Consider the following 13,051-nt stretch of genomic DNA (forward strand, 5'->3'; position numbering starts at 1 on the left):
GCAAATCGTATTTAGTCCGCATATTAAAAAAAAGTGCCAGGCACTCACACAATTTTTCCGCATATAGTATATTTTATAACCTAATTAAAAAAGCTGCCCTCCTTGGACAGCTTTTTAATTATTCATTTTCACTATATACATTTTCGATGGCCATGCCTTGTTTACTTAATTCATAATTAATATATGTTTTCGCTTTTGATAACTTCGACGATAAAGATTGTTCGATTGAAGAACCATCGTTTACCGTAAAAATAAGCTTATCTGGTTTTGTAACGCCATCTTTTTGCACATTTATTTGTTCGACTTTAACAATCTCATCCCAGCTTGTCGAGTCTTCTTTTAAACTAAAAAATTGATTCATATGTAAGCCTTTTTCGTCAATAATTTGATAATGATTGATACATAAAAATAAGATTACAAGAACGAGCAGCCAAGATGTTCCAACGATCGTTCGTTGTACATATCTTCCCTTTTTCGTAGTTGTAGTAATCAAAATATTTATTAATAGAATTATGGCCATTGCAATTAAGGCAAACATTAAAATAATATATGCTTTAAAAACGGTCTCAAAAAGGTAAAATTCTTGCGGTCGATAAAGTAGCTCCTGAATGGGAAATAACAAAATAAAGGGTGCTGTAAAGCTTGAAAGAAATAAAATAATGATGATAGCGATTTGCGTTTGCTTACGATTTTTTTCACTAGTAGCGATAATTGTTTACCTCCTAATGCTTCTCTATTACAACTCTCATTATTTTACACTATTTACAATAAATATAAAACACTTTCAAGTAAACAATTCACCCTATCAGTCATTATAAAAAATCAGCGCATCGCTTTTAACGATCCGCTGATTCTACTTTTACAGGCGTTGCATAAATACGCTCTTCCCCAATAAATATCGAAAGCACTGCTTCCTTTCTTTTTCTGGACACCTGAAGTACTTGCCTAACTATCTTTTTTTCCTCTTTGTTTAATTGCAATTGAATTGGTTGCTCTAGACGGATAGCCAGTTTATTGTTGACATTGTATTTGCCCTTTTTCACAACTGTTTCCATATCATAATTTTGCCAAACCTCATTTGCTAAACCTCTATGGATATTCCAGTCATCCGATGCATTTAAAGTGACTACAATACATGTTTGCCCATCTTTATGAAAAGCGGTTGCCAATGTTCTTCCTGCTACCTTTGTAAATCCAGTCTTTCCAGCAAAAGCTGTGCCCGTTGCTGATTTTAATGAACTAACAGGTTGCTCTGTTTCATCATCTATATCTGCCGCGACTCCTGAGCCTTCTCGTAATAAGCGGTGTTTATTTTCCCAAAGCATGCCGTTTTCTGTGTCAGCTCGATAAAGGATAGTAGATGCAATTTTTTCAAACGTTTTGTTTTGAAGTGCTAATCTCAACATCTCAGCCGTATCCCTTGCAGATGATAAATGCTCGTCATGATGCAAGCCAGATGGATTCATAAAAACTGTATTTGTGAGACCAGCAATGACCGCTCGTTCGTTCATTAATTTGACAAAGCCTTCAACTGAACCACCAGCATGTTCGGCTAATGCTGTTGCAGCATCATTGCCCGATCGCAGCATTAAGCCATAGAGCAAAGTTTCAACTGTTACCGTCTCACCCGCTTGCAGATAAATAGAAGAGCCTTCAGCCATTGCAGCCCTTGGAGAAATTACTACCTCATCTTGTAAATCACTGTTTTCAATAGCAACGAGAGCTGTCCAAATTTTTGTTAAGCTTGCGATTGGGAGCCTTGCATCACTATTAGTACCTGATAATACACGACCTGTGTCGCCGTCTAACACAACATGGCCGCTTCCGCCTCTTGCCAAACCGTTTTGTGGAAAAACTAAAATCCCCACTACAATCATGCACAACAATACTCGTAGTAACCGTAGCAACAAGCCACTCCTTATTATAAGTGATAGATAAGTATAACGATGAACCTAAAAAGGAAAGCGATTAGCACATTTCCTCAATTACTTAACGCCGTTAAAAGTTTCTTGGAATTTGGTCATAAATAAATCCGTTTCTTGCTCTGCATCTCCATTTTCCTCCTCAGGTAATGGAGGCATTTCTTCAATACTATTTAAGCCAAAGTAATTTAAGAACTCTTTCGTTGTACCATATAAAATGGCACGTCCAGTTCCTTCTGAACGGCCAACCTCTTTCACTAGCCCTCTGGAAGCGAGTGTTTGCAGTGGGCGTTCACATTTTACGCCACGTAAATCTTCAATTGCCACCCTTGTAATAGGTTGTTTATACGCCACTATAGCCAACACTTCTAAGGATGCCTGAGATAATGATTGTGCAGTGGGATTCTCAACTAATTTTTGAATCGTATCTGCAAGCTCTTGCTTTGTAATTAACTGATAAACACCAGCCATTTCTTTAATTGTAATTCCTCTATTTTCATCTTTCTCATATGCTGCACATAAAGCATCCATAGCTTGTGCAACTACTTCCTCTGCATCACCAAGTAGCTGTGCTAATTGCTTAATCGTTAAGCCATCATCACCCACAACAAATAATAAAGCTTCAATTCTACTTTGTAGGATCATTGTTTTCGTCATCATCCCATTCCTCCTTCTGTAATGTGACCGTTAGTTCTTCAAAATTACCATCTTGCTCAACAAGGACAATCTGACGTTTCATCAGTTCCAGCAGTGATAAAAACGTTAAAATCAATGTTGGTTTATCCTCATAGGGAAAAAGCTCGAAAAATGACGCACGTCCACCTGTGGAACGTAAAGAATTCACAACAGAACGCATTTGATCCTTAACGGAGCGCTCCTGTCTCGTGACAGTTGTTTTCAATGGCTTTTTCAATTTTTTTCTGCGCATCAGCTTTTGGAAGGCGCCAAGCATATCATATATATTGACATTCATATCGAACAACGCCATTTGTTCATCTGAAGCCAATCCCGATAAATCTGAAGGTGGTCTTGTAAACACCTGCGCTCTATCCGATTCAAGCTCCTGTAGATTGCCTGCCGCTTCTTTATATTTTTTATATTCTATTAAACGTTGCACCAGTTCCTCACGAGGGTCAGGTCCATCGACTTCAATTTCCGCATCCTCTAGCTCTCCTTCATGTATCGGTAGGAGCATACGGCTTTTAATGGCTAAAAGTGTAGCAGCCATCACTAAATACTCACTCGCCTCATTTAATTCCAGAACCTGCATGGCATGAATATGATCTATATATTGTTGCGTAATTTCTGCCATTGGAATATCATAGATATCAATTTCCAATCTGTGAATTAAGTGCAATAATAGATCAAGAGGTCCTGAAAAGGCTTCTAATTTTACTTCATAAGACATTATTTTACCACCCTGATATTCAATGTTCTTTTAGTATAGTGGAAAGGAGTCCAAAATGCATCCACAGCACCATACTTTATTTATAGATTACTGTGCCTATTTCAATGGCAATGGGGATTTTTTTGAATGCCATGAAGTACTTGAGGAATATTGGAAGGACCTCGCGCCTGGCAATAAAAATCATCCTCTTGTAGGTTATGTTCAATTAGCGACAGGATTATATCATTGGCGTCGCGGCAACGCAACGGGTGCTTTCAAAATCCTACATAAAGCACTCAACAATTTTCAACTTAATAAAGGCAATGTATTTTTTAATGAAATAGACTACACCACTCTTCTCGCACAATTAACGGAAACACTAGACCATATTCAAACAGGCAAGTCCTTTCAGGCGTTTCAATTACCGCTAATGCCTGCTTTACATGATTTAGTGATGGCACGCATATTGCTTTTACCTGAAAGTAGCTCTGACTATCTTCTTCATAAACATATGCTACGTGATCGCTCACATATTCTTGCTGAGCGACAAGAAAGCAAACAAAGAAAAAGCAGACGTTAATTTTCGTCTGCTTTTTCTTCATTACATTGTATACATTTTTGCACAAATTCACGGGTTTCATCCGTTGCACGTACTTGTTCGTACTGGCCAAGATCTGCTACTTCTTGTAGCATCTCTTTAGCTACACCTTCACCTCTATAGGATGGAACTACAGAGACGTGCTGAATAGTTGCCGTGTTATTGTCTACTACAAGCCCGACGATCCCAACATACTCATCGTTCTTTTTCCATAAATATAATACCCAATTCTCATCATTTTCATAAGATTGGATTGTCTCTGTGAGCTTTTTAATGTCTTTTTCGTTAGGCATAAACGAGAGTAGCCCCATCGCTATTTTCTCGAAAGCTTTTTTATATCGAATTAACATAATTGTCTATTCCCTCTTTTTCTAGCTGTACATAATCTTTGACTATCCTACACGATTTGTACTATTACCGCAAGCCAATTTCTGTCTTACGAACCAGGGCCGAGAATACCTTTTGATGCTAACACCCAATAGACAACGCCCCACAATAAAATAAATGTCGTCATGGACGCTAATAAAACCCACTTATTTTTTCTCAAATTCATTCACCCTTTTTTAACGTTAACGGGAGATCATTTTGTACAATATCTTCATAACTTTCACGTTTAATGGCTAATTGGTGCTGTCCATTTTCTACAAATACCACCGCTGGACGTGGTACACGATTGTAGTTGCTCGCCATCGAATAGCCATATGCCCCAGTACAGAAGATTGCTAGTACATCACCTGAAGCTGCTTCTTGTAATTTTGCATCGATAATCAATTTATCGCCCGATTCACAAAGTTTTCCAGCTACAGTGTACGTCTCTTCTTTTGGTGCATTGGCTTTACTTGCAATAACCGCCTCGTATTTCGCATCGTAGAGTGCAGGACGAATATTGTCACTCATTCCGCCATCAACTGCAATGTAGTTACGTACATCTGGTACTGTTTTTTGAGAACCAATTGTATAAAGTGATGTGCCTGCATCGCCAACAAGTGAACGACCTGGTTCAATCCAGATTTCTGGCATCGTTAGACCAAGTACTGTTGCTTTGTTTTTCACAACTGTAATCATATCCTCAACATATACTTGTGGCTCAAGCGGTGCATCTTCTTCTGTATAGCGAATACCAAAGCCCCCACCTAAGTTTAACACAGTACACGTAAAACCGTGAATCTTGTTCCAACTAGAAATCTTGTCGATTAATTTTTCTCCCGCTAAACCAAAGCCCGCTGTGTCAAAGATTTGAGAACCAATATGGCAGTGTAAGCCTAAAAGTTGTAAGTATTCATGTTTAAATGTTTGCTCAAACGCTTCATCTGCTTGGCCGTTATTTAAATCAAAGCCAAATTTAGAATCTGCTTGCCCTGTCGTAATGAAATCATGTGTATGTGCCTCAACACCTGGTGTGACACGCAACAAAATACGCATGTTTTGCTGACGGCGCTCTGAAATTTCTTTTAAAAGCTTAATTTCATAGAAGTTATCTACTACAATACAACCAATTTTTGAGTCAAAGGCTAGCTCTAATTCTGCAATACTTTTATTATTGCCATGGAAGTGAATGCGCTCTGCTGGGAATCCTGCTTTTAATGCTGTAAATAATTCTCCACCCGAGACAACATCCAATGATAGATTTTCCTCTGCTGCTAATTGGTACACCGCTACACATGCAAATGCTTTTGAAGCATAAGCTACTTCTGCCTTTACACCTAGTTTTTTGAATGTATCGATAAAGCCGCGTGCGCGTTTACGTATAAGCGCTGTATCGTACACAAAAAGTGGTGTACCGTATACTTTTGCAAGCTCTAGTGTGTCTACTTGTCCTATTGTTAAATGTCCATCTTCAGAAATCGCTTGTGTTCCATATAAATGCATTTGCATCTCTCCCTTTTTCACGTTTCCATTTTGTGAATTTGCGCCTCGTGGTATATTTAAAAACCTAGTTTAAAAACATCTCCATCGAGGCATTATTTTTCATTAGCAAGACCATTACATGTTGGCATGCTAACAAAAGTAATTTTTGCAAAAATCACAAAATACTATAGGTGAACTTTATCACATGAAAAAAGTGAGTGCAACGGCTCCTATGATCTTTTTCGCTGTTTGGAATCGACGATAAATGGTCTTAATGCATCCGACGTCATTGGGAAACGGATAATTACCCGAAGCATTGCTGTCGGGAAAAATGGTACGAGCGGCCATAAATACGGCGCTTGTAACGGACGCAATGAACATAAATACGTGAATAATATAAATATTCCAATGAATAATCCATCCGCCCCCCAAATGCCAGTCATAAGGAGCAAGAAAATTCTAAAGAGCTTAATGGAAATACTTAGCTCATAAGATGGAATAATAAATGTAAATATTGCTCCTACGGCTGTATATAACACAACTTCCGATGAGAAAACGCCAACATCGATGGCGATTTGTCCAATGATGACCCCTGCTACTAATCCCATTGCAGTGGATAATGGCGTAGGGGTATGAATGGCGGCCATCCTTAAAAATTCAATTCCTATATCAGCTATTAGGATTTGCAGTAATATTGGAATATGTGATTTTTCCTGACTACCTAAAAAGGACAAGGAATCAGGTAATAACGATTCGTTCGTTACAAATAAATACCACAATGGTAATAATAGTAACCCCATAACCGTTCCGAAATAACGCATAAAACGAACAAATGTCCCAACAATTGGCGCTTGTCTGTATTCTTCAGCATGCTGCAATAAATGAAAAATTGTAATAGGTACTAAAATAACAGAAGGTGACGTGTCCACCATGATGGCCACATGCCCCTCTAATAAATGAGCAGCGACAATGTCAGGTCGTTCTGTATAACGAACAAATGGTATAGGGTGGAACTTTTGCTTAAATAGCCACTCCTCTAGAGATTTATCGGCCATCGTCAAACCATCATGATTAATTTGACCAAGACGCTGTCGCAATTTATCGAGCATTTCCTCATTTGCAATATCCTTCATAAACGCAATTGCGACATCGGTCTGACCGATTTTGGATATTTTATGTAGCTCGAAGCGTAAATTACTGTTGCGAATGCGTCGACGCACTAAAGCTGTATTTTGTGAAATCCCTTCCGTAAAGCCATCCCTTGAACCACGTATTACCTTTTCATTATCAGGCTCCTCAGGTGATCGCCCTGGATAATTTCGCAGCTCAGCAACATAACAGTAACCACTTTTCGTAATAAATGTTACTTGTCCACTTAAAATGGCGAGCAGGTAGGCTTTACGCTCTGTTTCTTCAGAACGGCCATGGAAGTTAAAAAGTGTTTCAAAATATTCTTTCTCATCGTCAATATCGATGTCTTCTTCAGGTAACATACTTGATAGTAACTGTGTTAAGGTTTCCCCATCTACAAGTCCACTAATATATGCACAAAGAACCGGCAAATCTTTGACAAATAAATGCTTAATGCCAACGTCAAATGATTCGCCGTCCCCAAATTGCTCTTTAAGAAAATCTTCGGCTTCTTCTAAGCTGTTAAATAGTTTATTTGTCATGCTGTCACCATTTTCTTAGATGTCTTTTTCTACTCCATGCTCAACTGTGGCGCTTGTGGCCATCCAGCTTTTTAACTGCGCTAAAATCTTTTTCTCTAAACGAGATACTTGTACTTGTGAAATACCAAGCCTGTTGGCTATTTCCGTTTGTGTACAATCTGAAAAATAGCGTAAATAAATAATGGATTGCTCTCGAGGATCTAATCTTGTAAGCACTTCTTTGAGCGGAATATATTCAAATGGTTGCTCAGACTTTTCATCCTTCATTTGGTCCATTAACGTAATGGAATCCCCTTCACTTTCATACAATTGCTCATGTAAGGAAGCAGGATCCCTTAATGCATCCGAAGCAGTGACGATTTCCTCCGTCGTCACCCCAAGTACTTGTGCTAAATCTTGAATGGTCGGTGGATGCTCATTGTTCTTAATAAATTCGTCAGTTGCATGGCGTATTTTAAAGTTAAGCTCACGAATAGAGCGGCTAACCTTCACCATGCCATCATCTCTTAAGAACCGCTGTATTTCGCCGATAATCATCGGCACCGCATATGTGGAAAACTTCACATCGTATGCTAAATCAAACTTATCTACAGATTTCATAAGCCCTATACAGCCAATTTGAAATAAATCTTCGAGCTCCACGCCCCTTGTAGTGAAGCGTTGGACGATGGACCATACAAGTCTCGTATTCCCCTCAATCATTCGTTTACGAGCTTCATGGTCGCCCTGTTGTGAACGCGCAATTAAATCACGCATTTCCTCCTGTGACAAAAGCTTATCGGACGACTGTTCTATCGGCTTCACGATAGCAACCTCACATTACCGCTGTGCGAACCGAGTAAAATTTTTTCGTAAACGTTACTGTTGTGCCTTGTTGCCATTGAGACATGACTGTCAGCTGATCTGAAAAGCTATCCATAATTGTAAAGCCCATTCCCGAACGTTCCATTGCACTTTTCGTTGTAAACAAAGGTTCCATTGCTTGACTTACATCTGCAATACCAACCCCTTTATCCATTACAGATACGGTTACAATATCATCCTCACGTTTTGCATGGACTGTAACAACACCTTTACCATCCTCTTCATAACCGTGGATAATCGCATTGGAAACAGCTTCCGAGACAACTGTTTTAAATTCTGATAGCTCATCAATTGTTGGGTCTAATTGTGCGATAAAGCCTGTAATGGCCACACGTGCCAAAGCTTCATTTTCGCTAATTGCTAAAAAAGTTAATGTCATTTCGTTATCCATTTACAATCCCCCTAACTCGATCAATCGCTTCTTCCTCTGTTGCATCCATCATCCACGGCCCTAAACCAGAAAATTGAAATACTTTTCGCATTGTCGGCGATGGATTTAATAAAATTGTTCGTCCAGCCACTGCTTCTAATTCACGCATTCGACCAAGGACAAGGCCAACACCTGAACTATCCATAAACGATAGTCGTTCAAAATTCCAAATGATGGTCGTTACTGCGCCTTGAAATATTGCTGCAGAAATTTTAGCTCGAATTTGCTCTACTGCATGATGATCGAGCTCCCCAAATAAACGTACAACCACTGTCTCTCTTGTTACCATTTCTAATTGAAAATGCATGAACATCGCCTCCTCCTCGTGCAATTCCACATTCCTTTTGACAAATCCTTGCTGTTGACAGAACTAGTGCCAAGTCTTTCGAAATAGTGTAAAATCGACATTCTTATTGCTTTAAGGTTATGTGCAGTATGGGATAAATAAGAAAGTTTTAAACGTGGTCTACATTTTTTGTAAGTGTAACTGTGAAGGAGGCTTTTTTATGTAGTTATTTAGTAAAAAGGCAGCCGAAAAACAAAAGAAAAAGTGTTCGATTGACGGCCGTCAATCGAACACTTTTTGCGTTGTCGTTGATGTTTTCTAAAGCGAATGTTCCCGTATAGAGGCCCGCCTTTTCTATCTTCAACTCATGTATTCTTTTTATTTGATTAATTAAGCAATTGTATAAGCTTGCTGTACTTTATCAACTGTTTCCTCGTTGATTTCACTGTTTGAATAAAGATATGCTATCGTTTCGCCAGTTGATACACGGTCACCTTTTTTCGCAACTAGCTGAATGCCCGCATCATAATCAAGAGCAGATTCCTTCGTTAAGCGACCTGCGCCGAGACTTACGCTTGCTTCACCGATCATCAATGCATTAATAGACTCTACAACGCCATCAGAAGCCGCTGTGACAGCAATTTTATGAGCAGTATCATTTTGCACGATATCCGCTAAATCTCCGCCTTGTGCCACAATAAACTCCTCAAACTTAGCAGCTGCTGTGCCATCCTCCAGCACTTTTTTGACTGCCGCATTTGCTGTTGTTTCATCTACTCCTGCTGCAATCTGATACATAAGTGAGGAAATAATGATACACTCCTCTAGTAAATCAGCATGTGTCTCTTCTAAGCGACCACTTAGTAGAGCATAAGCTTCTACTACTTCAAGCTTGTTACCAATCATTTTTCCTAGTGGATTATCCATATCACTAATATGCGCGACTACTTTACGCCCTAGTTTTTCACCAATCGCTGTCATCGCCTCAGCTAATTTTTTAGCTTCTTCTTCCGTTTTCATAAATGCACCAGAGCCACATTTCACATCTAGCACAATGCCATCTGCGCCACTTGCAATTTTTTTACTCATAATAGACGCAGCAATTAACGGAATAGAATCGACCGTACCCGTTACATCACGCAATGCATAAAGTTTTTTGTCCGCTGGCACAAGATTACCCGTTTGACCAGCAACAGCAATTTTATGTTTATTAACATTATCAATAAATTCTTGTGAAGACAGCTCTGTTTTTAAGCCTCGAATCGATTCTAGTTTGTCAATTGTACCACCTGTAATACCAAGGCCTTTACCACTAAACTTCGCCACTGGAATGCCTAGTGAAGCAATAATCGGTGTTACGATTAACGTTACTTTGTCACCGACACCACCTGTTGAATGCTTATCTATTTTAAAGCCTTCAATCGAAGTTAAATCAATGACATCTCCTGATTCAATCATTGCCTTCGTTAAATAAAACGTTTCTTCATCTGTCATACCGATTAAACGAATGGCCATTAATAAAGAGCTAGCTTGATAATCTGGGATAGAACCTTTTGTATAGCCTTCAACAAAGTATTGGATATCTGCCTGCGAAAGCTCCTTACCTTGTTTTTTCTTTTCAAATAGTTGCACCATATTCATCGAAAATTCCTCCTTATTTTAAATCGTTTAAGAAACTTTTACCGAATGGTGGTGCTTCTACATTGAAGTTTTCAGCGACAGTTGCGGCAATATCTGCAAAAGTCTCACGTAGAGCTAGCTCGCTACCACCTTTAAAACGTGGTGAATAGATAATTAATGGTACATATTCACGTGTATGATCTGTGCCAGGGAATGTCGGATCATTTCCGTGGTCAGCCGTAATCATCAGTAAATCATCTTCTGTCATTGCCTCTAAAATTTCAGGAAGGCGTGCATCAAATTCTTGTAATGCATTACCATAGCCAAGTGGATCACGGCGATGGCCAAAGTTTGCATCGAAATCTACTAAATTTAAGAAGCTAATCCCGTGGAAATCACGACGTGCAACTTTTGCAAATTGATCCATACCGTCCATATTATTTTTTGTGCGTACTGCATCCGTAACACCTTCACCATTGAAAATATCAGAAATTTTACCGATTGCAATGACGTCTAACCCTGCATCCTTTAATGCATTCATCGTTGTGCGACCAAATGGCTTTAACGCATAATCATGACGATTTGGCGTACGTGTAAAGTTGCCTGGTGTACCGATAAATGGTCGAGCAATTACGCGTCCTACTAAGTACTCTGGCTGCAATGTTAACTCACGTGCAATTTCGCAAATTTTATATAGCTCTTCAAGTGGAATGATTTCTTCATGTGCTGCAATTTGTAATACAGGGTCAGCAGATGTATAGACAATAATTGCCCCTGTGTCCATATGTTCCTGTCCAAAGTCATCAATCACTTGCGTGCCACTTGCTGGCTTATTACATAGAACTTTTCGTCCTGTACGTTGCTCAAGCTCCGCAATCAGTTCAGCAGGGAATCCTTCAGGATACACTTTAAATGGTTTATCAATGTTAAGACCCATAATCTCCCAGTGCCCTGTCATTGTGTCTTTCCCAACAGATGCTTCCTGCATTTTACCGTAGTATGCTTTTGGTGCATCTACTGCTTGCATTCCTTGAAGTGGCTCAATATTTGCTAAGCCAAACGATTCCATATTGGGCATTGTAAGCCCATTCATTTTTTCAGCGATGTGGCCTAATGTATGAGCGCCTACATCTCCAAATTGAGCTGCGTCTGGTGCCTCACCAATCCCAACTGAATCCATTACAACGACATGGATTTTTTTAAATGGTTTATTCATAATTGTTGCCTCCTAATCTCACGACTCCATTTTACCAAAAACAAGCTAAAGGATAAAGGTCAGACATCCGACTAAGGTAAATATTTATTCTTTTATACGTGGTAGAGACTCTATCCATCACTTATTTTTGCGTTAAGCACGTGGATGGTACTGCTTATATACTTCCGATAGTCTCGTTTTACTAATGTGTGTATAAATTTGGGTTGTAGAAATATCTGCATGACCTAACATCTCTTGTACTGCACGTAAATCTGCCCCATTTTCCACTAAATGGGTAGCAAAGGAATGTCGTAAAGTATGTGGTGTTAGTTCATGCTGGATTCCTGCCTTTAATGCGTGCTCCTTCATTAATTTCCAACAACCTTGTCTAGTTAAACGTTTTCCACGTTGATTTATAAAAAATGCATCTGTTTTTGGATATTTCCCTTGTAATGTTCCTCTTGCGCCATCTAAATAAACACTTAAAGCAGAAAGAGCGCTTTTTCCTAGTGGAATGATACGTTCCTTGCCGCCCTTTCCAAACACACGCACAAAGCCCATTGTCAAATGAATATCAGCTAAATCAAGTGCAATTAGCTCACTAATACGCATACCAGAGCCATATAACAGCTCTAGCATCGCCACATCACGAATACCCTGCGGCTTACTGCGGTTCGGTGCTGCCAGTAAAGCTTCAATTTCTTCAATGGAAAGTACGTTCGGAAGTTTTTGTTCAATCGTTGGCATTTCTAAATGGACTGTAGGATCAGATTCTGTTCGCTTTTCTCGAAGTAAAAATTGGTGAAAACTACGAATGGACGAAATATGGCGTGCAATTGTACGGCTTGTCTTTCCTTGCATGCGTAGTTGCTCTAAATGCCGTAATATAGTTGTCCGTTCTACTTTGCGAAAATCGGACATTCCTTCAGCTTCTTGTAAAAAATGAACATAGTTTTCTAAGTCTCGGCGATAGGATGCTAATGTATTAACGGATAATTGCCGCTCTACCTGGATAAAATGGATATAATCCTCTATTGCATATTGAAATTCATTCATCACAACGCCCCCTAACTGTCAATTATTCTCTATTTTAGCACGCCTATAAAAAAAGTGCGAAAGGGCTCACTTCATTCGAATTGGCTAGTTTAATAGAAAGGTACAGCAAACAAACTAAAAAACAAAAAACTGCCTAATGCAATCTATACATAAGATTTCATCAGACAGTTCC

General features: G+C 39.2%; 14 protein-coding genes. 1 reads left to right on the forward strand and 13 read right to left on the reverse strand.

Going from position 1 to position 13,051, the window contains the following annotated elements; translation table 11 throughout:
• Nucleotides 1-118 precede the first annotated feature (118 nt).
• The 4 genes from JNUCC52_RS07105 to JNUCC52_RS07120 form a co-directional block, all read right to left on the reverse strand.
• Nucleotides 119-622: a hypothetical protein gene (locus tag JNUCC52_RS07105; protein WP_337981791.1), complete on the reverse strand. Its 504-nt coding sequence runs from the start codon at nucleotides 620-622 to the stop codon at nucleotides 119-121.
• 214 nt (nucleotides 623-836) lie between these two features.
• Entirely contained in the window at nucleotides 837-1,907 is a 1,071-nt protein-coding gene (locus JNUCC52_RS07110) for a D-alanyl-D-alanine carboxypeptidase family protein (protein WP_139859744.1), read from the reverse strand.
• A 78-nt stretch (nucleotides 1,908-1,985) separates the two neighbouring features.
• Nucleotides 1,986-2,579 carry an SMC-Scp complex subunit ScpB gene (scpB, locus tag JNUCC52_RS07115; protein WP_139859748.1) on the reverse strand — a complete coding sequence of 198 codons (594 nt, stop codon included), beginning with the start codon at nucleotides 2,577-2,579 and terminating at the stop codon, nucleotides 1,986-1,988.
• On the reverse strand, nucleotides 2,551-3,330 hold the full coding sequence (locus tag JNUCC52_RS07120; protein WP_139859742.1) for a segregation/condensation protein A: 780 nt from the start codon (nucleotides 3,328-3,330) through the stop codon (nucleotides 2,551-2,553). Before JNUCC52_RS07120 ends, scpB begins: the two co-directional genes overlap by 29 nt.
• Nucleotides 3,331-3,385: 55 nt before the next feature.
• Between JNUCC52_RS07120 and JNUCC52_RS07125 the strand changes: the two genes are divergently transcribed.
• Nucleotides 3,386-3,889, forward strand: a complete 504-nt coding sequence (locus JNUCC52_RS07125) for a DUF309 domain-containing protein (protein ID WP_173478267.1) — start codon at nucleotides 3,386-3,388, stop codon at nucleotides 3,887-3,889.
• On the opposite strand, the gene JNUCC52_RS07130 is transcribed toward JNUCC52_RS07125, so the two are convergent.
• The 9 genes from JNUCC52_RS07130 to xerD form a co-directional block, all read right to left on the reverse strand.
• Nucleotides 3,886-4,257, reverse strand: a complete 372-nt coding sequence (locus tag JNUCC52_RS07130) for a GNAT family N-acetyltransferase (protein WP_139859738.1) — start codon at nucleotides 4,255-4,257, stop codon at nucleotides 3,886-3,888. The genes JNUCC52_RS07125 and JNUCC52_RS07130 overlap by 4 nt on opposite strands.
• Before the next feature lie 199 nt (nucleotides 4,258-4,456).
• Nucleotides 4,457-5,776, reverse strand: coding sequence for a diaminopimelate decarboxylase (gene lysA / locus JNUCC52_RS07135; protein ID WP_337981792.1), 1,320 nt, complete (start codon nucleotides 5,774-5,776; stop codon nucleotides 4,457-4,459).
• A 209-nt stretch (nucleotides 5,777-5,985) separates the two neighbouring features.
• Nucleotides 5,986-7,428, reverse strand: a complete 1,443-nt coding sequence (locus JNUCC52_RS07140) for a spore germination protein (protein WP_173478265.1) — start codon at nucleotides 7,426-7,428, stop codon at nucleotides 5,986-5,988.
• Between the two features lie 15 nt (nucleotides 7,429-7,443).
• Nucleotides 7,444-8,232, reverse strand: a complete 789-nt coding sequence (locus tag JNUCC52_RS07145; protein WP_337981793.1) for a SigF/SigG family RNA polymerase sporulation sigma factor — start codon at nucleotides 8,230-8,232, stop codon at nucleotides 7,444-7,446.
• Nucleotides 8,233-8,242: 10 nt separating this feature from the next.
• Nucleotides 8,243-8,683, reverse strand: coding sequence for an anti-sigma F factor (gene spoIIAB, locus JNUCC52_RS07150; RefSeq protein ID WP_173478263.1), 441 nt, complete (start codon nucleotides 8,681-8,683; stop codon nucleotides 8,243-8,245).
• The gene (spoIIAA, locus tag JNUCC52_RS07155) at nucleotides 8,676-9,029 is read right to left on the reverse strand and encodes an anti-sigma F factor antagonist (protein ID WP_173478262.1); all 354 of its coding nucleotides are present in this window, start codon (nucleotides 9,027-9,029) and stop codon (nucleotides 8,676-8,678) included. Before spoIIAA ends, spoIIAB begins: the two co-directional genes overlap by 8 nt.
• Before the next feature lie 369 nt (nucleotides 9,030-9,398).
• On the reverse strand, nucleotides 9,399-10,649 hold the full coding sequence (locus JNUCC52_RS07160; RefSeq protein ID WP_337981794.1) for a thymidine phosphorylase: 1,251 nt from the start codon (nucleotides 10,647-10,649) through the stop codon (nucleotides 9,399-9,401).
• Between the two features lie 13 nt (nucleotides 10,650-10,662).
• Complete coding sequence (gene deoB / locus JNUCC52_RS07165; RefSeq protein WP_173478260.1) at nucleotides 10,663-11,844, reverse strand: phosphopentomutase; 1,182 nt, start codon at nucleotides 11,842-11,844, stop codon at nucleotides 10,663-10,665.
• Nucleotides 11,845-11,976: 132 nt separating this feature from the next.
• Complete coding sequence (gene xerD, locus JNUCC52_RS07170) at nucleotides 11,977-12,879, reverse strand: site-specific tyrosine recombinase XerD (RefSeq protein WP_337981795.1); 903 nt, start codon at nucleotides 12,877-12,879, stop codon at nucleotides 11,977-11,979.
• Nucleotides 12,880-13,051 lie beyond the last annotated feature (172 nt).

Origin of the sequence: Lysinibacillus sp. JNUCC-52, from assembly GCF_015999545.1 — a bacterium.
Taxonomy (GTDB): Bacteria; Bacillota; Bacilli; order Bacillales_A; family Planococcaceae; genus Lysinibacillus.